Source organism: Nonomuraea terrae (genome assembly GCF_044465245.1).
In the GTDB taxonomy this organism is placed as follows: Bacteria; Actinomycetota; Actinomycetes; order Streptosporangiales; family Streptosporangiaceae; genus Nonomuraea; species Nonomuraea terrae.
Genome location: NZ_JBITLL010000003.1, coordinates 1,147,180 through 1,168,712 on the forward strand (window position 1 = coordinate 1,147,180; position 21,533 = coordinate 1,168,712).

The 21,533-nt window shown below is 71.0% G+C and carries 19 protein-coding genes; 1 reads left to right on the forward strand and 18 read right to left on the reverse strand.

Features of this window, described 5'->3' with window-relative positions; translation table 11 throughout:
- Positions 1-4: 4 nt before the first annotated feature.
- The 4 genes from ACIBP6_RS17725 to ACIBP6_RS17740 are packed head-to-tail and all read right to left on the reverse strand — an operon-like array spanning position 5 to position 4,443.
- Positions 5-718: a class I SAM-dependent DNA methyltransferase gene (locus ACIBP6_RS17725; protein WP_132609358.1), complete on the reverse strand. Its 714-nt coding sequence runs from the start codon at positions 716-718 to the stop codon at positions 5-7.
- A gap of 43 nt (positions 719-761) precedes the next feature.
- Positions 762-1,883: a DegT/DnrJ/EryC1/StrS family aminotransferase gene (locus tag ACIBP6_RS17730; protein ID WP_397053279.1), complete on the reverse strand. Its 1,122-nt coding sequence runs from the start codon at positions 1,881-1,883 to the stop codon at positions 762-764.
- Positions 1,880-3,232, reverse strand: coding sequence for an NDP-hexose 2,3-dehydratase family protein (locus ACIBP6_RS17735; RefSeq protein ID WP_397053281.1), 1,353 nt, complete (start codon positions 3,230-3,232; stop codon positions 1,880-1,882). The genes ACIBP6_RS17730 and ACIBP6_RS17735 overlap by 4 nt, the downstream gene beginning before the upstream one ends.
- Entirely contained in the window at positions 3,229-4,443 is a 1,215-nt protein-coding gene (locus ACIBP6_RS17740; protein WP_397053283.1) for an FAD-dependent oxidoreductase, read from the reverse strand. The genes ACIBP6_RS17735 and ACIBP6_RS17740 overlap by 4 nt, the downstream gene beginning before the upstream one ends.
- 19 nt (positions 4,444-4,462) lie before the next feature.
- Here ACIBP6_RS17740 and ACIBP6_RS17745 point away from each other — a divergent pair, with 19 nt between their 5' ends.
- Positions 4,463-5,449 carry a UbiA family prenyltransferase gene (locus ACIBP6_RS17745; RefSeq protein ID WP_397053285.1) on the forward strand — a complete coding sequence of 329 codons (987 nt, stop codon included), beginning with the start codon at positions 4,463-4,465 and terminating at the stop codon, positions 5,447-5,449.
- Here ACIBP6_RS17745 and ACIBP6_RS17750 read toward each other — a convergent pair.
- From ACIBP6_RS17750 to ispG, 14 genes are all read right to left on the reverse strand, one after another.
- Entirely contained in the window at positions 5,442-6,293 is an 852-nt protein-coding gene (locus tag ACIBP6_RS17750) for a phytanoyl-CoA dioxygenase family protein (RefSeq protein ID WP_397053287.1), read from the reverse strand. The two genes, ACIBP6_RS17745 and ACIBP6_RS17750, sit on opposite strands and share 8 nt — an antisense overlap.
- A gap of 28 nt (positions 6,294-6,321) precedes the next feature.
- Complete coding sequence (locus ACIBP6_RS17755; protein ID WP_397053289.1) at positions 6,322-7,161, reverse strand: phytanoyl-CoA dioxygenase family protein; 840 nt, start codon at positions 7,159-7,161, stop codon at positions 6,322-6,324.
- Positions 7,162-7,192: 31 nt separating this feature from the next.
- Positions 7,193-8,389 (reverse strand): cytochrome P450, encoded by a 1,197-nt coding sequence (locus tag ACIBP6_RS17760; RefSeq protein WP_397053291.1) that lies wholly within the window; start codon positions 8,387-8,389, stop codon positions 7,193-7,195.
- Positions 8,390-8,414: 25 nt separating this feature from the next.
- Positions 8,415-9,602, reverse strand: coding sequence for a nucleotide disphospho-sugar-binding domain-containing protein (locus ACIBP6_RS17765; protein ID WP_397053293.1), 1,188 nt, complete (start codon positions 9,600-9,602; stop codon positions 8,415-8,417).
- Positions 9,602-10,861: a cytochrome P450 gene (locus ACIBP6_RS17770; RefSeq protein WP_397053295.1), complete on the reverse strand. Its 1,260-nt coding sequence runs from the start codon at positions 10,859-10,861 to the stop codon at positions 9,602-9,604. The genes ACIBP6_RS17765 and ACIBP6_RS17770 overlap by 1 nt, the downstream gene beginning before the upstream one ends.
- A gap of 25 nt (positions 10,862-10,886) precedes the next feature.
- Positions 10,887-12,074: a cytochrome P450 gene (locus tag ACIBP6_RS17775; RefSeq protein WP_397053297.1), complete on the reverse strand. Its 1,188-nt coding sequence runs from the start codon at positions 12,072-12,074 to the stop codon at positions 10,887-10,889.
- A 26-nt stretch (positions 12,075-12,100) separates the two neighbouring features.
- The gene (locus ACIBP6_RS17780) at positions 12,101-13,498 is read right to left on the reverse strand and encodes a cytochrome P450 (protein ID WP_397053299.1); all 1,398 of its coding nucleotides are present in this window, start codon (positions 13,496-13,498) and stop codon (positions 12,101-12,103) included.
- A complete protein-coding gene (locus ACIBP6_RS17785) occupies positions 13,498-15,207 on the reverse strand; it encodes a prenyltransferase/squalene oxidase repeat-containing protein (protein WP_397053301.1) in 1,710 nt (569 codons plus the stop codon). Before ACIBP6_RS17785 ends, ACIBP6_RS17780 begins: the two co-directional genes overlap by 1 nt.
- A gap of 60 nt (positions 15,208-15,267) precedes the next feature.
- On the reverse strand, positions 15,268-16,353 hold the full coding sequence (locus tag ACIBP6_RS17790; protein ID WP_397053303.1) for an NAD-dependent epimerase/dehydratase family protein: 1,086 nt from the start codon (positions 16,351-16,353) through the stop codon (positions 15,268-15,270).
- Entirely contained in the window at positions 16,343-17,314 is a 972-nt protein-coding gene (locus tag ACIBP6_RS17795; protein WP_397053305.1) for a polyprenyl synthetase family protein, read from the reverse strand. The genes ACIBP6_RS17790 and ACIBP6_RS17795 overlap by 11 nt, the downstream gene beginning before the upstream one ends.
- A gap of 379 nt (positions 17,315-17,693) precedes the next feature.
- Positions 17,694-17,891 (reverse strand): ferredoxin, encoded by a 198-nt coding sequence (locus ACIBP6_RS17800; protein WP_132609386.1) that lies wholly within the window; start codon positions 17,889-17,891, stop codon positions 17,694-17,696.
- Between the two features lie 2 nt (positions 17,892-17,893).
- Positions 17,894-19,087 carry a cytochrome P450 gene (locus tag ACIBP6_RS17805; RefSeq protein ID WP_397053307.1) on the reverse strand — a complete coding sequence of 398 codons (1,194 nt, stop codon included), beginning with the start codon at positions 19,085-19,087 and terminating at the stop codon, positions 17,894-17,896.
- A 54-nt stretch (positions 19,088-19,141) separates the two neighbouring features.
- The gene (locus ACIBP6_RS17810) at positions 19,142-20,311 is read right to left on the reverse strand and encodes a cytochrome P450 (RefSeq protein WP_246074479.1); all 1,170 of its coding nucleotides are present in this window, start codon (positions 20,309-20,311) and stop codon (positions 19,142-19,144) included.
- The gene (ispG, locus tag ACIBP6_RS17815; protein WP_397053310.1) at positions 20,311-21,447 is read right to left on the reverse strand and encodes a flavodoxin-dependent (E)-4-hydroxy-3-methylbut-2-enyl-diphosphate synthase; all 1,137 of its coding nucleotides are present in this window, start codon (positions 21,445-21,447) and stop codon (positions 20,311-20,313) included. The genes ACIBP6_RS17810 and ispG overlap by 1 nt, the downstream gene beginning before the upstream one ends.
- Between the last annotated feature and the right edge of the window lie 86 nt (positions 21,448-21,533).

Genomic DNA, 21,533 nt, shown 5'->3' on the forward strand with positions numbered 1-21,533 from the left:
TGGCTCAGCCACGGCAGGCGACGAAGAGGCCGCGACCGGAGTGCAGGCCCTCGATGTACTCGACGGCGAGACCGGCCCCGGCGAACGCCGCCTCGTACTCCGCCCGGCTGAACAGCCGGCCCAGGTGGACCTCCGAGAAGTGCCGCACGCCGTCGCCCGGGGTGGCGATCACGTGGTGCACCTCCGTACGCGAGCAGTCGCCCTCGCGCCTGCCGTGAGACACCCGGGCGACGGTCCGCTCGCCGACGGTCACCACGTCACCCGCGACGTAGCCGTCGCTGAAGGTCTCGGGGAACCACCACGGGTCCACCGCGACCACCCCGCCCGGCGACAGGTGACGGGCGAAGCATTGCAGGGTCCGCGTCAGCTCCGCGGCGGATTCCACATGCCCGATCGCCCCCGTCATGCAGGTCACCACGTCGAAGCGACGACCGAGGTCGAAGGCGCGCATGTCGCCGTGGTACCAGACGCACGGCAGGTCCTTCACCCGGGCCACGGCCAGCATGTCCTGCGACAGCTCCAGCCCGGCCACGTCCTCGAACAGGTCCGCGAACTCCTCCAGGTGGGCGCCGGTGCCGCAGCCGACGTCCAGCAGCGACCGGGCGTCCGGCAGCAGCGAGCGGGCGCGGCGGGCGACCTCCTCGGCCTCCGCCCGGTAGTCCCGGCCGCGGCCCCGGTACATCAGGTCAGAAATCTCCGCATAGTCCGTGCCGTACACGTTTCTCCTCTTTCATTCGATGTCCGGTCGTGCCCCGCACCGGTCAGAGCCGTTCCAGCACCTGGCGCAGCGCGCTGATCACCTTGTCCTGCAGATCCGGGGTGAGGGAGGCGTACATGGGCAGGGAGAAGATCTCCTTGGCCAGCGACTCGGTGACGGGCAGCGACCCGGTGGCGTAACCGAGGTGGGCGAAGCCCGTCATCGTGTGGACCGGCCACGGATAGCTGATGTTGAGCGAGATGTCGTAGCCCTTGAGCGCCTCGATGATGGCGTCCCGCCGTGGGTGGCGGACCACGTAGACGTAGTAGACGTGGTCGTTGCCCGAAGCGATGGCCGGCAGCACCAGGCCGCTCTCCCCCGTCAGGTCGCCCAGCCCTTCGGCGTAGCGACGGGCTACCTCGCGCCGCGCGGCGATGTAGCCGTCGAGACGGCGCAGCTTGCGGCGCAGGATCTCGGCCTGCACGGCGTCCAGCCGACAGTTGTGCCCTGGGGTCGCCACCACGTAGTAGGTCTCCTCCATGCCGTAGTAGCGCAGGCGGCGCAGATTCCGGTCGACGTCGTCGCGGGCCGTGACGACGGCGCCGCCGTCGCCGTAGGCGCCGAGGACCTTCGTCGGGTAGAAGGAGAAGGCCGCCGCGTCGCCCATGGTGCCGGCCAGCCGGCCGTGGTGGCGCGCACCGTGGGCCTGGGCGCAGTCCTCCAGCAGCGCCAGCCCGTGTGCCTCGGCCAGGCGCCGCAGCGGCGCCATGTCGACGCACTGCCCGTACAGGTGCACCGGCACGACGGCCCGCGTGCGCGGGGTGACGGCGGCCTCGACCTGGGCGGTGTCCATGAGATACGTGACGGGATCGACGTCGACGAAGACCGGGGTGGCACCCGCCTCGTCGATGGCCACGACGGTGGGCGCGGCCGTGTTGGACACGGTGATCACCTCGTCGCCACGGCCCACGCCGAGCGCCTCCAGGCCGAGCTTGACCGCGTTGGTGCCGTTGTCCACGCCGACGCAGTGCGGCAGGCCGTGGTAGGCGGCGTACTCCCGCTCGAACCCCTCCACGCTGGGGCCCAGCACGAGCCGGCCGGAGCCGAACACGGTCTGCACGGCGTCGAGGATGTCCTCGCGCTCCTCGTGGTACTCCTCCAGGTAGCCCCACACGTAGGTGGTCACTGTTCAGCCTCCCGTGCTGTCTCGTCGGCCGCGGCGAAGCCCAGGAGCGTGAGCAAGGTGCGCACCTGGACGTTGAGGTGGTTGGCGTAGCACACCAAGGTCGTCAGCTGCCGCGCGGTCACCCACGCGAAGCGGTCGGGGACGTCGAGCGGGAAGTCCTCGCCGACGTCCACGATCAGGTAGCGGTTGCGAGCGTGGTAGAAGCGCCCGCCCTCCTCCGACTGGACGGTGTCCAGGAGGATCCGCTCGGGCGGGGCCGACAGCACCTCGCCCAGGAACGCCGGCCGGCGGTTCGCGGGCAGGCCCGCGTAGCTGCCGGGCTGGCACTGGACGGTGGGGGCCATCTCGACGGCGTCGAGGCAGCCCGCCTCGGACCGGGCCTGGACGAGGTAGTGCCGGGTGCCGTCGACGCGGCGCGACAGCAGGGCGACGACCCCGGCGCCGGTCGGCGCCAGCATGGGCTGGGACCAGCGCTCGACCTCACGGCCGGTGGCCTCCACGTCGACGCCGATGACCGCGAAGTGCCGGTGCTCGCAGTGGTGGATCGACTCGGGGGTGCGCACCCAGTCGCGGACCTCGCGCAGCGGGATGCGCCGCCGGACGGTGGCGTCCCCGGCCTTGGCCTCGGTGAACCAGCTCAGCAGCTCGCGGTCGTCGTGGTGGGGGCGTTCCGGACCGCTGGGCAGCCGTGCGGCGACCAGGCCGGACAGCACGCTGCGGGCGTCCATGCCGACCAGGTCGTCGCGCCGGAGCAGCGGGCCGAGGTCGTCCAGCGGCACCCAGTGGTGGCCGGGGAGCACGGGCACGTCGTCGCCGGGGGCGAGCAGGACGGCCATGTTGCGATTGCGCTTGGCGAGGAACCAGGACGCCTGCTCCGACTGGAGGGAGTCGAACAGGATTCGCCCGCGCCGGCGGCGGGTCGTTCCGAGGAACCTGTCGAGGTAGGGCACCGGCAGGCCGCCGTGGACGCGGGTGTAGTTGCTCCGGGTGGCCTGCACGGTGGGGGCGAGCTGGGTGCCGCCGGCGTTGCCCGGCTCGACCTTGGCCTGGAACAGGCCGTGCAGCCGACCGTCGACCTCCTTCAGCAGCAGCCCGAGCACGCCGTACTCCGGCTGGACGACCAGGGGCTGGTCCCAGGCGTCGAACTCCAGTGACGAGTCGCGGACGCGGATGCCCTCCACGGTGAAGAACCGGCCGCTGCGGTGCCGCAGGTCGCCGGTCTCCGGGTCGGTGCGCCACTCACGCAACGCGTCCAGGGGGACCCGGCGCACGCGCAGCGTGTTCTCCCGGCGGCGCTCGGCGAGCCACGCGTCCACCGAGGGCACCTCCAGACGCGCCGGCGCCGTCACCGCGCGGTCCTGGCCGCCGGAGGGGTCCAGCCGGCCATGGAGTCCATGAAGCGCCGGGAGACCACCTCGGGCAGGAAACCGCCGAGCCAGACGCCGCCGTTGCGGGCGGCCACCGCGAGCGGAGCTCTCATCTCGGCGAACCGGCCCATCCGGCGTGACATCCGGCTCATCCGGATGGTGCGGGGACGCCGGACGCGGTCGTAGCGGGCGAGGCCGGCGCGCAGCGCGTCCCAGTCGCCGGCGTCGCCGACGGTGTGGGCGAGCTCCACGGCGTCCTCCAGCGCCAGGTTGGCCACGCCCACGTTGGGCGCCATCGGGTGTGCGGCGTCGCCGACCAGGACGACCCGGCCGCGGGCGAAGCCGTCCAGCGGGCGCGGCAGCTCCTCGATCTGGTCGAAGTAGGTGGTCTCGTGGGTCGCCCGGCGCAGCATGAGCGGGATGGGGTCGTGCCAGTCTCCGAACAGCCGAGCCGGCCCGTCCGGGGAGTCGCGGACCGAGCGCCAGAGCGAGGAGCAGGCCAAGGCGGAGAAGTGCACCCGGTCGCCGGGTAACGGCAGGATCGACAGGCGCAGTCCCGCGCCCCACGTCTCAGCGGCGACGGGCGCCATCCCCGAGGCGGGGACGACGGCGCGCCAGCTGACGGCGCCGCAGGAGCGGACCGGGGGGTGGTCCGGGTACAGGCAGCGCCGCACGGCGGACCGGATGCCGTCGGCGCCGACGACCAGGTCGGAGGTCAGGGACTCGCCGGCGACGATCAGCTCGGCCGGGGTGGCCGCGTCGCCGGGCCTGATGTCCTCCACGCGAGCCCCGTAGCGCACGGTCCCCTCCGGCAGCGCCGCCTCCAGCGCCTGTGCCAGGTCGGTGCGCAGCAGGGAGCGGATCGACTCGCCGTAGCGCCGCTCGACGAACTCCAGCCGGCTGCGGGCGATGAACCTGCCGCTGGGCGCCCGCACGCCGCCTTCCTCCTGGACCACCGAACACCGCCGCACGCTCTCCCCCACGCCGAGGGCGTTGAGGGCGTGCAGGCCGTTGGGGGTCAGTCCGATGCCGCCGCCGGTCGTCCGCAGGACGGGGCTCCGCTCGAATACGCGCACGGACCATCCCCGATTGGCCAGACCTATCGCAGTGGCGAGGCCGGCGATACCGGCCCCGACGATATGCGCGGTCCGCGTTTTTTTATTCATCCGAGAAACTCCCGTTCCCAGCGGCATATCGGTATAGTACTCAGCTATGTCTGGTTCTTTCAGTATTCGCGTGCGATTCTTCGCCCATCTGGAGGCGTGCCGACCCGACACAGTTTTCTACGTGGGATTAGTGGGAATGAGCGGCGCCATTCTTACCGATCCGGGAGCGGGGCCGGGCAGCCTGTTACTCGCCTGGCTCGTCCCCACCCTCGCCTGGATAGCCTCGTTGTACGGCGGCGACTATTTCGACCGCGAACTCGACGCGAAAGTCAAGCCACACCGCCCGGTACCGTCCGGGCGCATTCCCGCGGCCACCGCCAAATACCTCATGATGGCGCTGATCGGGACCGGGGCGGTCCTCGCGGCGCTGGCCAATCCGTTCACCTTTCTCCTGGTGATCCCCGCCACCGTCTTCGGCATCGCGTACGCGAAGGTGCTGAAGGGGCGCGGCCTGTGGGGGAACGTCAGCCGCGGCCTGCCGACCGCGCTGACGCTGCTGTTCGGGTCGATGATGGTGCAGCCGCTGCCGGAGCCCGTGCTGCTGCCGCTGGCCCTGATGTTCTGGGTGCACGACTCGGGCTCCAACCTGCTGGGGGCGCTGTGCGACCGCGACGGTGACCGCGCCGGCGGCTACTTCAGCTACCCCGTCAAGCGCGGCGACGACGCGACCGTCCGCGCGCTGACGATGTTCTCTCTCGGCTGGGTGTCCATCGGGCTGGGCTGGCCGCTGATCTCGCCGGCCGCGAGCGGCGTCGATCTCCCCGTCTATTACCTCGCTCTTCTTCCGGCCGTGATTCTCGGCGGAATATCGCTCAAGCGGATCCTGGAGGCGCCCCGGCCCTTTCCGCGCCAGGTCGGGCTGCGCGCCCATGAGATCGTGGTTCTCGACCGGATATTCCTGGGTTCCTTCTTGATGGCGGCCGCCGGGCAGGTGGCCTTCGCCGTCGCCGTGGCGGCGCCATCGCTGCTTGCCACCGTCGTCGCGCGGCGGCTGATGCGGAGCCGGTACGAGCCGACCCCGCAGGTCAGCTGACGCGCAGCGCGTTCTTCGGGTCGCCCCCCTTGTACAGGCCGAGCACCAGCTCGTGGGAATAGCCGAGCAGTTCCTGGACGTCTTCCGCCAATTCCGCCGCCACGCGCGGCGGAACGCTGAGCGTGCTGTTCTCGATCTGGCGCAACCAGGCGACCTGGTAGGCCATCGAGAAGAAGTGCCGCACGTCGGAGTCGGTGGTGTTCGCGCCGCCGGCGTGGAACAGGTCGGCGCGGAACAGCAGCACGTCGCCCCGGTTCATCTCGGCCTGCACCGCGCCCTCCCAGCCGGGCGCCGCGTCGCTCGCCAGGCCGCCGTGGCTGTCGAGCACCACCCAGGTGGCCCCGTTGGCGGCGGTGAACTCCGTCATCGCGGCGATGGCCGTCAACATGATCGGGTGCTCGCCCACCGGCATGTGCGGCCAGGCGACCGTGTCGCGGTGCAGCCCCTGGGCGGGCGCTCCGGGCCGGCGCTCGATGTACTCCGTCAGCGTCAGCAGGACGGTGTCCGACAGCGGCTTGAGCAGCCTGCGGGCGCAGCCCAGGATGTCCGGATGGACGACCATCCCGGCGGCGCACGGGATGGCGCCGACGAGCAGGTGCAGCGCCGTGGCCGTGTCGGGACCCTGGTAGGTGCCGAGCATCGAGCGGGCCGTGTACTCCCACTCCTCCGGGTGGCTGCGCTTGTGCTCGGCGATCTGCCCGAGCAGGGTGTCGCACTCCTGCTCGGTGTAGGCATCGCAGAGGATGACCGCGCCGCGGTTCTTGACCGCGTCGTCCAGCTCCGCCGGGTCGTAGGGCGGCTTCAGGCGTGGGATGACGGCCGTGCCCGCGGTCGTTTCTGTCATGACAGTGCCTCCGTTGTCTCCATGGTTTTCAGCGGGCGGCCAGCGCGTTGCCGGGGTCTCCGCCCTTGTAGAGGCCGAGCACGTCCTCCGGTACGTAGCCGAGCAGTTCCCGCAGCTCCTCCGGCAGCTCGGCCGCCATGTCCGGCGGAACGCTCAGCGTGCCGTTGTCGACCGTACGCAGCCAGCCGACCTGGTATCCGGTCGAGAAGATGTGTCGCACGTCCGTGTCGCTGTGGTTCGCGCCACCGGCGTGGAAGAGGTCCGCGCGGAACATCAGCGCGTCGCCCTGTCCCATCTCGGCCTGCACCGCGCTGCTCCAGTCCGGCGCCGGATCGGTGGCCGGACCGCCATGGCTGTCGAGAACCGCCCAGGTCCCGCCGTTCTCGGCGGTGAAGGGGCTCATGGCGGCCATCACCGTGAGTGCGATCGGGTGCTCGCCGACGGGGACGTGCCGCCAGGAGAAGGTGTCGCGGTGCAGCTCCTGCCGGGGCGCGCCAGGCCGGCGGGCCATGTACTCGGCCACGGTCATCAGCACGGTGCTCGACTTGGGACGCAGCAGCCGGCGCGCGCACCCCAGCAGGTCCTCGTGCAGCACCATGGAGGCCGCGCACGGCACCCTTCCGATGAGTGCGTGCAGCGAGGAGGTCGTCTCGCCCTGGAAACTCGCGAGGACGGAACCGGCCGCGTAGTCGGCCTCCTCCGGATGGGTGCGCAGGAATGCGGACACCTGGGTGAGGAACGTCTCGCACTCCTCGCGCGAGTACGCCTCGACGAGGATCGCGGCGCCGCGGTTCTTGACCGCGTCGTCCAGCTCCTCCGGGTCGTAGGGGCGCTTGAGTCGCGGGACCGCGCCCGGCTGGGTACTCATGCTGTTCACAACGGCCTCTCGGTTCGGATGTTCACCAGGTGACGGGGAGCCGCTTGATGCTGACGTCCATCCCGTCGCAGCTCCACTCAAGTTCGGCGGGCGGCACGGCCAGCCGGATGCCGGGGATCTTCGTGATGAGGGTGCCCAGCGCCACCTCCAGCTCCATGCGTGCCAGCGCGGCGCCGAGGCAGTGATGGATGCCGTGCCCGAACGCCAGGTGCGGCCCGCGCTCGGCGCCCGGGGAGATCGCGGCGGGGTCCGGGAAGGCCCCCGGGTCGCGGTTGGCGCCGGCCCGCGAGATGATCACGGTGTCGCCCCGGGCGATGCGCACGCCGCAGATCTCCACGTCCTGCTGGGCGATGCGGTTGATGCCGACCTCCTCGTCCTGCAGGCGCAGCAGCTCCTCGACAAGCCGGGTCGTCTCGATCTGGCCGGCCCGCACCTGAGCCATCACCTGCGGGCTGCCCAGCAGCCTGAGCAGCGCGTGCGAAATCGCCGAGGCCGTGGTGACGTACCCGGCCATGAGCAGGCCCATGGCCATCGCCGCGATCTCCAGCCGGGTGAGCCCGTCCGGCTCGCCCGAGTGCCGGGCGAGGTCGCTGACGAGGTCGGTGCCGTCCGGCTTGCCGTCCACGAGCTTGACGACGAACTGCTGCAGGTCGAGGAAGGCCGCGCCCATCTCCTCGTCCGAGCCGCCCTCGACGGAGCGCAGGATCAGGTCCGACCAGCGGCGGAACCGTCCCCGGTCCTCGGCGGCGATGCCGAGCAGCTCGGAAATCATCGTGATCGGCAGGGGGTAGGCCAGCGCCTCCATGACGTCGGCCTCCGGTCCCCTGGCCAGCATCTGGTCGACGAGGTCGGCGGCCACCGGCATCGCGCGCCGCCGCAGCTCGGCCACCCGGCGGGCGGTGAACGCCCGGGTGACGCTGCGACGCAGCCGGGTGTGCTCCGGTGGGTCCTTCAGGAACATGAATCCGGCCGCGAGGTTGTCCTCGCTCTCGGTCATCGGCACCGTACCCGGGTACTGGGTGCCGAAGGCCGGGTGCCCGAGCAGCGTCCTGACCTCGTCGTAGCGGGTGACCAGCCAAGCCTGTCGGCCGTCGGCCAGCTGGACCCGGTGCAGCGGCCCGGCCGCGCGTAACTCCGCGAGGGCCGGCGGCGGCTCGATCGCCGAGGTCCGGGGGAACGGATAGGCGGGCAGGGGCGTCGCCGGGAGTTCGTCCTGCATGATGTGCGTTACCTGTCCCCTCGTCTCAGCTTTCCGCTTGCCCGGCCAGCTCGCGCTCGACCGTGTCGGCGAACTCGCCGCCGCGTCGGTCGCTGAGCAGCGTGCGCCGGAACTCCGCCAGCCGGCGTGCCATGTCGGCGTCGTCCACCACGCTCTTGACGATCTTCGCCAGTTCCGCACCGGTGAACGGCTCGCGCAGCCGTACGCCCAGGCCGAGCCGCTCCACGCTGTCGGCGACGGCGTGCTGCTCGCCGATCTGCGGCGCGATCAGCACCGGCACGCCCTGCGCGAGCGCCTCCACCGTGCTGGTCAGACCGCCATGGGAGATGGACACCGCCGCGTGCTGGAGCGTGTCGATCATCGGCAACCTGGCGCGCATCAACACCCGGCCGGAGACCGGCCCGACATCCTCGGGCCGCACCTTGTCACCGAGCGCCACGGCGGCATGCCAGCCGAGCTGCTCGAGGCCCTCGACGCAGGCCCGGAAGAAGCCGGTCTTGTTCTGCTCGTTGAACACCGTGCCGAGCGAGACCGCGGCCAGCGGCCTGGCCGCGCGCAGCCACGGCACATCCGGCGACTCCTCGGGCGGCCGGATGCACGGCGCCACGAACGTGTAGCGGGAGTCGAACGTCTCGCCGCGCGGCTGCAACGAGCGCGGGAACAGCGCGATGTTGCGCTCGGCCTGGCTTTCGAAGAATTCCATCGGCGAGATCGAGCCGAGACCGACCTCGTCGAGGAAGTCCGCCGCCTCCGCGAAGAAGCCGCGCATCGACTCCTCGTCGTCGGTACGGGACTGGTAGTCCTGGTGCAGCGAGAAGTGCTCGTTGGAGGCGAAGATCGGCCATGTGCGGACCAGCGGGAGGTCGAAACGACGGCTGACGAGCCAGCCCGCCATGTTGAGCACGTCGGAGACCAGCAGGTCGGGCGGGTCGGCGCGGACGACTCGCTCCAGGGCCGCGAACGAGGCCCTGGTCTCCTGGAGCATGAGCCGCAGCACCTTGCTCATGTCGGCCAGCTCGGCCCGGCCGACGTCGGAGTCCATCGGCGAGTCGTACGGGACGGGGTCGGCGACCTTGGCCACCTCTGCGGCGAAGCGCGGCGAGGCCAGGCAACTCACCCGGTGACCGCGCCGGCGCAGCTCGGCCGCGCCGTACAGGACGGGGTAGGTGTGGCCCCACGCCGGGATCGTGGCGAACAGGATGTGACGTCCCATCACACCTCTCCCCCGGCCGGGACGACGCTCACGCCCACCATCAGACGCTCGGGGAAGCGGTCGCCCAGCATGTTCTGCCGCCACGGGACCTCGTCCCAGCGCTCCAGCAGCTCGAAGCAGATGCCTGACTCCACCAGGGCGTCCACCGCGATCTGCAGTTCGAGCCGGGCGAGGTTGGCGCCCAGGCATCGATGGATCCCGAAGCCGAAGGCGATGTGCCGGGACAGCCCCTCCCGGTGCGGATCGAACGTGCCGGGCCGGTCGAACATCGACTCGTCCCGGTTGGCGGCGATCAGCGGCGCCACCACGATGTCGCCCTTGTTGATGGTGGTGCCGCCGACCTCGAAGCTGCCGGCGGCGAAGCGCGGCATGGACTCGCCGTTGTCGCCGGACTGGATCCGCAGCACTTCCTCGACGAACAGCTTGGATTGCTCCCGCACGTCGGGCGCGGCCCGCAGCCGGTCCATCCAGCCGTCCTCGACCAGGTGCCGGACGGCGACCGCGATCGCGTTGGCGGTGCTGACGTAGCCGGCGACGGGCAGCCCGAGCACCATGGTGGTGACCTCGACGTCGGTCAGCTTCTCGTCGACCGTCTGGGAGCTGATCAGGTGGCCGATGAGGTCGGCACGCGGGTCGTGGTTCTCCCGGCGCCTGCGGGCGATCAGCGCCATCACGTAGTCGTTGAGCGTGTGCCAGCCCTCTCTCGCCTCCGCGCCGCCGTTCTCGTGCATGGGCACGAGGAGCTTGTCGGACCCGCGACGGAACATGTCGCGGTCGGGGGCCGGCACGCCGACCACCTCGCCGATGACGTTGATGGTCAGCGGCTTGGCGAAGCGCTCCATGAGGTCGATCGGCCCGTCCGCGGTCTTCATCGACTCGATGAGCGCGTACGCCGTCTTCTGGATGGCGTCCCGATACTGCTCGACCCGGCCGACCGCGAAGGGGCCGGCGACCAGGCCGCGCAGCCGGGTGTGCTCGGGCGGGTCCTGGAAGATCGACTCGTTGGCCTCGTAGGTGCCGCTGCCGCTCTCCATGTCGATCGGCTGGACGCTGAACGTCTGACTGCCCAGCACGGCCCGGATGTCCCTGTACCGAGTCACCAGCCAGGCCGGCTCGCCGCCCGCGGTCCGCACGCGGGAGACGGGACATTCGGCGCGCAGGGCGCTCCAGTCCATGTGATCGATGTCGACGGGCCGGAACCGCTCGACCGGCGGCGGCTCCCGGGACATCTTGACCTCTGCTGGCTCTTCCGATGCCATCGTTGTCTCCTTAATCCACCGTCAGTCACTGCACCGTAAGCATCAGCTTCGAAGGCCCGCGGACCATCATCCCGGCCTTCCACTCGACGGATCCTGGCTCGTCCGTCAGCCGCAGCGCCGGCAGGGCGGCCGTCAGCACCTCCAGCGCGACCTGCAGCTCCAGGCGGGCCAGGGGGGCGCCGAGGCAGTAGTGGGCGCCCAGGCCGAACCCCAGGTGCGGGTTGGGGGCGCGGGTCAGGTCCAGGCGGTGCGGGTCGGCGAAGACCGCCGGGTCGCGGTTGGCGATGACTGTGGCCGCCACGACCGGGGCGCCGGCCGGGATACGGGTCCCGCTCAGGGTGACCTCCTCCAGGGTGAAGCGCGGCGAGGCGCCGTTGGCCTCCATCGGCACGTACCGCATGAGCTCCTCGACCGCCGAGGGGATGACCGACGGGCGGGAGACCAGCTCGCGGTAGCGGGATGGAGTCTCCAGCAGCACGTACAGGAAGTTGGGCAGCTCGGTGGAGGTGGTCTCGTAACCGGCGGCCAGCACGGTCATGACGACCATCACCAGCTCGTCGTCCGTCACCGCGCCGGTCTCGGACTGGGAGGCGACCATGGCGGAGATGAGGTCGCCCTGGGGGTCCGCACGCCGCTCGGCCAGCAGGCCGGAGATGTACTCCCACAGGTTCCCGGCCGCGCTCAGCCGCTCCTCCTCCGAGATGGAGGTGGTGGCGAGGCCCGCCTCGGCCCACTGCCGGAACCGGCCGCGGTCGCCGTAGGGCACGCCGAGCAGCTCGCAGATCATCCTCAGGGTGAACGGGACGGCGAAGTCCTCGACCCCGTCGAACGGCTCACCGCCGGCGATCGCCTCCTTGGCCAGCTCGGTGGCGATGACCGTGGCCCGCTCGCGCAGCCGCGCCACCCGCCGGGCGGTGAACGCGTACTGGCACACCGAGCGCACGCGCGTGTGCTCCGGCGGGTCCATGGCGACGATCCCGCCGCTGAAGTTCTCGACCGTGACTCGGGGGACGTCGCGCTCCAGCGACAGCGCGCGGGAGAAGCGGCCGTCCGACAAGACGGTCCGGACGTCCTCGTAGCGGGTGACCAGCCAGGCCGGCTCGCCGTACGGGAACACGACCTGGCTGACCGGCTCCTCCGCCTGGAGCCTGGCGTACTCCGGGTCCAGCTCCAGACGCTCGGCCCGGGGAAACGGAAAGACGTGGGGTTCCATCGTGGCTCTACTCCCGTATCGGCCTGTCATCGTTCATCGCCCGGACCCCGCAGGGCCGGCGAGCCCTGCCGGGGCAGGCGGTTCTCCACGATCGTCACCTCCGCGCCCCGCCGCGGCACGAGCATCGGCCCCTTGGGCCGCACCCGCTCCGCGGCGCGCCGCCGCGGTTCCACCTGCACATGGCGCAGGATGCCGCTGATGACGGTGCGCATCTCCACCATGGCCAGGGACGCGCCGAGGCAACGGTGGCTGCCGCCGCCGAAGGGCATGAAGTGCGCGCTGGACGGCTCCACCGGGTGGAACCTGTCGATGGAGTAGGCGTCGGGCCGCTCGTACAGCTCCGGCGAGAGATGAAGCAGCCCGAGGGAGACGGCGAACATCGTCCCGGCGGGGAAGACGTAGCCGGCCTCGCGCCATTCGCCGATCGCGACGCGCCCGATGTCCATCGTGGTCGGCCGGGCGCGGATCGCCTCGTGGATCGCCGCGTCGACGACCGTCCAGTCGCCCGCCCGCACCGCGGCGACGACCCGCTCCAGCGCGCCGGGCGTGCGGGTGACCCGCTCGAAGAACCAGGCGAGCTGGGTGGCGGTCGTCTCCTGGCCGACGGTGAGCAGGGTGACCAGGTGGTCGCGCAGCTCGGCGTCCGTCACGCCGTCCCCGTCGCCGTCGTGCGCGAGCAGCAGCGACACGACGTCCTTGCCGCCAGGGCCGTGGCTGGCCCGGCGGTCGCGGATCTCCGCGTAGATGATCTCGTCGACCTCGGCCAGCAGCCGCTGGAAGCGTGCCCACGGCCCGACCCCGCCGAACGGCCGGCGGATCGCCGGCAGCAGGATGATCAGCGGGTTGATGTCCAGCAGGCGCGGCACGAGGACACGTAGCCGCTCCAGCCGGGAGGAGTCGGTGATGCCGAAGACCGCCCGCATCATGACCTCCAGCGTGACGCGCTGGAAGCAGTCGAGGAGGCGCACGGTGGAGCCCGGCGCCCACTCGCGGATCTCTTCCTCCACGATCTGCTCCATGAGCCCGACGTACTCGGCGACGTTGCCGCCGTGGAGCGGACGGATGAGGACGCGGCGGCGGGCGGTGTGCTCGTGACCGTCGGACATCAGCAGCGAGTGCCTGCCGACCACGAACTTGATCGACTCGTTGGCGGCGGCCGCGTCGAAGTTGTCCGCGTCGTCGCGCAGGATCCGGCGGATGCCCTCGGGCGTGCAGATGTACACGACGTTGCCGAACCCGAGGATCCGTGCGGTGAACAGCGGGCCGTAGCGCTCGGCGCAGGACCTGCCGAACCTCGTCGGGGCCGCCGCCCACAACACCGTCTGCACGACGGTGGGCAGCCGCGGCCCCGGGGGCAGGCCACCGGCCCGGCCGCGCGCCGCCGGCCGTGCCTGGCGGGCCTGCCGTCTGTCCCGCGCGAACATCACTGCGGCTCGCCTCCGGGGCCCGCCATGAGCTTGAGCCACCTGCCGATGGCTCTGAGCGTGAACGTGTGGGCGATCAGGTCGTCGGTGTAGCACAGGTCGTCGAAGTAGAGGCCGACGACGCTCGGCCGCCACGTCCCCTCGTCGTCCTGATGCCGGAGCAGCCAGTCGATGCCGCGCAGGATGGCGGGGCTGCGCGGGTCCTCGCCCGCCTTGAGCAGCGCGAAGATCGCCCAGCCGGTCTCCTCGGCGGTGCGCCCCTCCGGGGGGAGCTCGTGGTGGCGCGGCCAGCCGCCGTCGTCGGCCTGGTTGTCCAGCAGCCACTGCCGGGCCGCGCGCGCCACGGGGTCGGCGCCCTGGCCGGTGTCGACGAACGTCTCCAGCAGGCGGCTGGTGCCGTGCGTGTTGTCGCGGAACCAGATGGACTCGATGGAGCCGTCGTCCTTCTGGTGCGCGCGCAGGTAGGCCAGCGCCCGCCCGACCGGCGAGCCGGGCGTGTCGGGCTCGCCGTACCGTTGGAGTGCCATGACGACGTGCGAGGTCACCCCGGCGCACGGGCGGTCGTTCATGATGTGGGTGTTGCGGACCCACTCCGACCAGGAGCCGTCGGTGTTCTGCTGCTTGCGCAGCCAGCCGATGCCGAGCCGGACCGCGGGGTGGTTGCGTGGCACGCCGAGGTCGGCCAGCACGCCCAGCACCACCGCGGTGTCCTCCGACTCCGGCCAGCCCGAGGGCAAGGCCCAGCTCCAGCCGCCGGCGGGCATGCCCAGCGACGGGAACGGCTTGTTCCACTGGCTGCGCAGCAGCCACTCGCGCGTGCCCCTCAGCAGCGGCTGGGCGGCGACGTCCTCGAACTCGGCGAGAGCCATGATCGAGTAGGCGGTGACGGAGATCTCGAGGTCCCGGTCGATGGCCCAGGAGCCGTCCTCGCGCTGCGTCTCCAGCAGGTAGGCGAGGGAGCTGAGCTGGACGTCCACGCCGACCCCGGCCTTCTTCAGGCCCAGGTAGACGAACCCGGCGATCATCGGGCATTCCTCGATGCCGCCGTTGGTGCCGGCCACGTCGCGCAGCCAGTTCAGCGCCATCGGCTCGGCGATGCGGCCGAGCAGCTTGCGCGGCAGAGACCGGTTCATGGTGCGGGCCTGCATGATGCCGAGCCCGAGGATCGCGGGCAGCGCGATGGAGACCTTGTTGCGCAGGTTGGCCGGCAGCAGCATGATCTCGACGGGCTGGTCGGGTTGCTGCTGGAAGTCGCGCAGGCCCACCAGACCCCAGATCGTGGGCAGCGCCGCCGGCCAGGTCTTGGGCGCCTCACCGCGCAGGCCCGGGATGACGTTCATCCCGTCGTTCTCGTCGATGAAGGTGTGGGCGCGGGCTATCGCCCCCCGCGATTCCTCCCGGTCGATCTCATGCAACGCCGCCAGCCCGAACGCGGTCATGCCGGGGCTGCTGGGCGCCTCGGCGTCGGCCATGCTCCACCCGCCGTCCTCGCGCTGGTGCGTGCGCAGCCAGCGCACCGCGGCCGCGATGCGGTCGGCGTAGGCATGCCGGTCGGCTCGGTACAGCGACAGCGCGCCGAGCGCGGTCGCGATGGTGGACGAGGAGAGCCGGTCCACCCAGGACCCGTCCTCACGCTGCCGGTCGTAGAGGTGTGTGATCGCGCTTTCGGCTGCTTTCTTGGCCCGCGTGTGCAGGTGCTCGACGTCCATCGTCTCCCCTCTCCCCTATCACCCGAAGTCACCGTCAGGTCGGCTGCCGCCGTCCGGCCGTCAACCGGAGGGCGTGGCGGCGGTCGGCTCCAGCGGGCGGGCGATCCGCCGCTCCCGCATCACCGCGGCGATCGTGCGCCGCAGTCCCTCGGCCAGGTCGACCTCGTTGCGGAAGCCCAGCAGCGTGCTGAGCTTGGTGGCGTCGCAGTGCTGATGCCGGAGCTGGCTGGCCCCGGAGCCGGCGACCACCTCGTAGCCATTGGCCCGGATCAGTTCGGCCCGTTCCGGGTCGTGCGGCCGGCACTCCTCGCTGGAGCGGCGGATCAGCTCCTCCACCAGGTCGACCGTCGTCCGGTGCGCCGCCGGCGCCATGTTGAACACCTCGCCGCGGGCCCGCGGGCTGAGCGCGATCGCCGCCAGCGCGCGGCAGACGTCGCCGACGTAGACGTAGTCGCGCCGGTGCCGCAGTGAGCCCTCGTAGACGAGCGGCGGTTTGGGCTCGGCCGGGTCGAAGAGCCGGCTCAGCGAGCGCGGCACGATACGGGGGCCGGCGTCGTCGTCGCCGGGGCCGAACACGTTGCACAGGCGCAGCACGGACACCGGCAGGCCGAGCTCGTCGCCGTACATCCGCACCAGGCCGTCCGCCGACAGCTTGCCGACGTCGTAGACGCCGCGGGCGCCGAGGACGGACATCTCCGTGTAGGCGTCCTCGAGCAGCTCCCCGTAGACCTTGTCGGTCGAGGTGAAAACGAACCTGTCCAGGTCGGGGCAGGCGACCCGGACCGCTTCGAGCAGGTTGATGGTGCCCGTGACGTTGGCCATGAGCGAGCCGTGCGGGTCGAGGTAACCCGAATCGACGGTGGAGGAGGCGGCCAGGTGGAACACCACGCTCGGCCGGGCCGCGCCGACGGCGTCGCGGCACTGCTCGAAGTCGGTGATGTCCAGCTGGACGTGGGCCGCCCGCGGGTCGAGCCGCCGGTTGGCCGGGCACCCGGCACGGTCGAACACGGTCACCCGGAAGCCGCGCCGGGCCAGGTGGGCGGTCAGGTGGCTGCCGATGAAGCCGCAGCCGCCCGTGATCACCACGTGCCCGCGCGCGTCGTCGTCCGGTGTGTCACGCGTCCGGTCGGCCGGGTCAGCGGTCACGGTCGATCGCCTCCTCGGCGAAACGGGCCAGGCGCTCGCGACTCAGTGTCACCGGGAGCCCGGCCAGCGCATCGACCGCCTGCCGGCTGTAGTGCGCCGCCAGCCGCTCGGTGCCGGCGAGCGCCCCGGTCCGCTCCAGGATCGTGATGAGCGCCTGCCGGTTGGCGGTCGGATCGCCTTCGCCGGACAGCCCGTCCGTGATGGCCAGCCGATCCATGGAGTCGCCGAGCTCGTAGGCGAGGATGACGGGCAGCGTCAGCCTCCCGTTGCGCACGTCGCTGGTGTCGGGTTTGCCCATGACGCCGGTCTCGCGGGTGTAGGAGAGCAGGTCGTCGTGGATCTGGAAGGCGATGCCGAGGTTCTCCGCGTAGCTGCTGAGCGCCTCGACCATGGCGTCGTCGCCTCCGCCGAGCAGGGCGCCGCATTCGCAGGCGCCCTTGAAGAGCGAGGCCGTCTTGAGGCCGGCCATCGTGAGGTACGCCTCACGGTCGAAGTCCATGCGCTCGCAGATCTCGGCTTCCATGATCTGGCCGCGGCACAACTCGATGCCACGCCGGGCCACGACGTCGAACGCGGCCACGATCCGGCTGTCGGCCGCACCGGTCTTGCGGCACTCGGCCAGACTGAGGAACAGGTCGAAGATCAGGGCGTCGCCGGCGACGATGGCGTTGTCCACCCCGAACTGGTGCTGGACGGATGGTTTGCCCCGGCGGATCTCGTCGTCGTCGATGATGTCGTCGTGCACGAGACTCGCGACATGGCCGGACTCGGCGCCCATGGCCGCGGGCAGGACGACACGGGCGTCACCTCCCACCGCCAGAGCCGACTCCAGAACGAGGATGGGGCGGAACATCTTGCCGGACGGCACCAGCGCGTGGGAGCACATCGAGTCGAGGGAGCTGTGCCCTCCCGTCCACCGGCCGGTCAGGCCCGCGCTCACCTCCATGATGAGCGGCGCCACTCCGTTTATCGACGACAAGACGTTGCGGGCTTGCAGATCACCTTCTATACCGCTCTTAGCCATGCTCACGCATAACCTCGTCTTCCTTAGGCCGGAAGATTTTTAAGTAGCGTATGCGAGCGGCCGTTGATCGAACCTGGATGGAAACTGCATCGCGGTTGTGCCCCGTAATGGCCTCCACCTCCGCCTTGTCGCCCGGCCGTCGAAGCGAGCGGCAATATGAAGGGGAAAACCAGCACGCCGGGCGACACACATTCCGCGGGAATTTGCCGAAAAGAAGCGAGGCGCCCCCCGAAAACGGCCGCAGGAAATCGTCAAGATTTCACGTGCCGCGTGGAGGACACCTCGCGTTGCTGTTTTTCCGACGACCGCCGGAGGGTCAATCGTCGGCCAGCGTGATGGCGCCGGACGGGCAGGAGTCCACCACCCGCCGCACCAGGTGGAGCCGGTCGTCGGCCGGGCGCTCCACGACGAGCACCACGGTGCCGTCCTCCTCGCTCTGCTCGAACAGGTCGTGCGCGGTCAGCGCGCACATCCCGGCCCCGACGCACACGTCCTTGTCAGCGACGATTCTCATGATCACCACGCTACCGGGAGCTTCTTGACACCATGCACGATCATCATGTCCTTCGTGGGAACGTCCTCGGGCGCGCAGGCCAGCCGCAGCGTGGGGAAACGCGCCAGCAGAGCGGGGAAGGCGATGCGCATCTCGATGCGGGCCAGCTGCTGGCCCAGGCACTGGTGGGGCCCGTACCCGAACGTCAGGTGGCCCTGCGCGGATCCGGTGATGTCGAGGCGCTCGGGGTCGGTGAACCGCTTCGGATCGCGGTTGGCCGCAGGCAGCGAGACCACCACCACCTGTCCCTTCCGCACCAGGGCGCCCTCGACCTCCACATCCTCCAGCGCCGCCCGCAGCGGGCCGAAGTGGATGATGGTCAGGTGCCGCAGCAGTTCCTCGACGGCGCCGTCGATCAGGGAGGGGTCGCCCCGCAGCAGCGCCAGTTGGTCAGGGTGGCTCAGCAGCGCGAACGTGCCGAGCCCGAGCATGTTCGCGGTCGTCTCGAAGCCGGCGCCGAACAGGATGAAGCCGATGTTGGTCAGCTCCTCGTCCGACAGCTCGCCGCTGTCGACCAGGCCGCTGAAGAAGTCCTCCCCGGGTGCCTTTCGCTTGTCGGCGATGAGCCCGGCCAGGAATTCGAGGAACGCCGTGTAGGCCTCCATGGCCTCCTCACCGGGGGCGTCGGTGTCCACCATCGTGCCCAGGTGGTTCTGGAACTCCTCCAGGCGCGCGTAAGGGACGCCGAACAGCTCGCAGATCACCCGGGACGGCACCGGCAGGGCGAACTCCCGCACCAGGTCGACGGGAGACCCGGCCGCCTCCATCCGGTCCAGGCAGGTCTGGGTGACCTCGGCGATGCGCGGCTCCAGCTGCTTCAGCCGGCGGGCGGTGAACTGGGCGATGAGCAGCCGCCGGTAGCGCGTGTGCTCGGGCGGGTCCATCCGCAGGAACTCGCCGGCCTCCGGCGGGCCGCCGGCGATCTCGTGCGCGAAGCCCAGGTCGAGGGGGACGTGCATCAGTTCGCGCCGCGCGCTGAAGCGCGGGTCGGCCAGCACCGTGCGGGCGGCCTCGTAGCCGGTGGCCAGCCATCCGACGTGCCCGTCGACGAAGCTCAGCGGCGTCATGGGCGCCTGCTCGCGCAGGCCGGCCAGGGCTCGCGGCGGGTCGAACGGGCCCGGGCGGTCGAAGGGCAGGGCGATGGGGCATTGTTCCATGTCATGTGCTTTCGGTTGGGGGCTGCGCGAACCGGTCGCCGGAGAAGTGAGCCGTCACCACTCGACGGGGAGGCTGAGCAGGACGCCGGTCGAGGAGTGCGGGCTGCGCTGCAGCTTCTCCACCGGCACGGCCAGCCGCATGTCCGGGAAGCGCCGGGTGAGGTCGGCGAAGACGGCCTGAAGCTCGATCCGGGCGAGCTGCGCGCCGATGCAGTAGCGCGCGCCGAAACCGAAGGTGAGGTGCGGGCTGTCCTTGCGTGAGGCGTCGAAGCGGTCGGGGTCGGCGAAGACCGCGCCGTCGTGGTTGCCCGCCCCGATGTCGAGGATGACCAGATCCCCGGCGCGTACGGTGACCTCGCCCACGGTCAGGTCCTCGCGGGCGTAGCGCGGGATCCCGGGACCGCCCAGGCTGGGCGCGCGCAGGATCTCCTCCACCGCGGACGGGACGAGCGAGGGGTCGTCGTGCAGTGCCCGCCACTGGCCGGGATCGGCAAGGAGGCACGCGGCGCCCAGGCCGATCTGCGACACCGTGGTCTCATGCCCGGCGAACAGCAGCATCATGGTGTGCATGGCGATCTCATCGTCCGACAGGTCTCCGGACTGGAGCATGCGGGAGATGACATCGTCGGCCGCTTCGTCCCGTTTGCGCTCTACCAGCCGCTTGCCGTACTCGTACAGCTCCATGAGCCCCTGCTCGGAGCGGGCCGGGTCCAGGATGTCGCCGGCGGCGCGCGACAACTTGGAGAACTCGTCGCGGTCCTCGTACGGCACGCCGAGCAGCTCGCAGATCACCAGCACGGGCAGCGGCCCGGCCAGGGCCTCCTGCAGGTCGGCTGGGGAGCCGTGCCGCTCCAGCTCGTCGAGCAGGTCCGTGGTGAGGGCCTCGACGCGCGGCCGGAGTGCTCGCATGCGGCCCGGCGCGAAGTGCGGCTGGAGCTGCGCGCGCACCCGCGCCTCGTCGTCGTGCTCGGTGTCGAAGTCCCCCATGGGGCCGCTGAACAACATCCAGTCGCCGAGGCGCGAGGCCTTGTCGGGTTCCCGGTGGGCGCGGCCCAGCCGCGGGTCGGCGATCAGGGCCCGGATCTCCTCGTACCCGGTGACCAGCCATGCCGGGTGCCCCACCCGGGTCCGCACGGGATGAATGACGCCGCGGGATTGCAGATCGCGCAGCGCCGGCGGGACGGCCAGCGGGTGCACCTGTTCGAGCGGGAGTTGCACGGTCATCACGATGTCCATTCGTCGCTGTCTTGTCCGGCTTCGCCGGCGATTCTCATGGCCTCGTCGATCAGTGCCTCGGCGATGCGCGACTCCGGTACCGTCTTGACGACCTTCCCCTTGACGAAGATCTGGCCCTTGCCGTTGCCGGCCGCCACCCCGATGTCGGCTTCCCTGGCTTCTCCCGGGCCGTTGACGACGCAGCCCATCACGGCTACCCGGAGCGGTATCTCCATCTCGTCCAGGGCCGCGGTGACCTCCTCGGCGAGCTTGTACACGTCCACCTGCGCCCGGCCGCAGGAGGGGCAGGACACGATCTCGAGCTTGCGCGGGCGCAGGTTGAGCGACTGCAGGATCTGGACGCCGACCTTGACCTCCTCGACCGGCGGGGCCGACAGGGAGACGCGGATGGTGTCGCCGATCCCCTCGGCGAGCAGCGTGCCGAACGCGACCGCCGACTTGACGGTGCCCTGCAGCGGCGGGCCGGCCTCGGTGACGCCCAGGTGCAGCGGGTAGTCGCAGGCGGCCGACAACCGGCGGTAGGCCTCCACCATCACGACAGGGTCGTGGTGCTTCACCGAGATCTTGATGTCGTGGAAGTCGTGTTCGGCGAAGAGCGACGCCTCCCACAGCGCCGACTCCACCAGGGCCTGCGGCGTGGCCTTGCCGTGCTTGGCCAGCAGCCGGGGATCCAGCGATCCCGCGTTCACGCCGATGCGGATGGGGGTGCCGTGGTCCTTGGCCGCCCGCGCGATCTCGGCGACCTTGTCGTCGAACTTCTTGATGTTGCCCGGATTGACCCGGACGGCCGCGCAGCCGGCCTCGATGGCGGCGAAGACGTACCTCGGCTGGAAGTGGATGTCGGCGATGACGGGGATCGGGGACTTGGTCGCGATGATCGGCAGCGCGTCGGCGTCGTCCTGCGACGGGCAGGCGACCCGGACGATGTCGCACCCGGCCGCGGTGAGCTCGGCGATCTGCTGCAGGGTCGCGTTGACGTCGGCGGTGACCGTCGTCGTCATGGACTGCACGGACACAGGCGATTCGCTGCCCACGCCCACCGAACCCACCCGGAGCTGCCGGGTGGGCTGTCGCTCGCCGAGCACCACGGATGGCGGGGCGGGCATCCCGAGATCAACTCTCATCAGAGCGCTGCCTCCTTCAGTGCGTCTGGTCGCCGACGCCCCTGTGGCCTGGGTAGCCGTTCGAGGCGAGGACCTGGCGGGCCCTG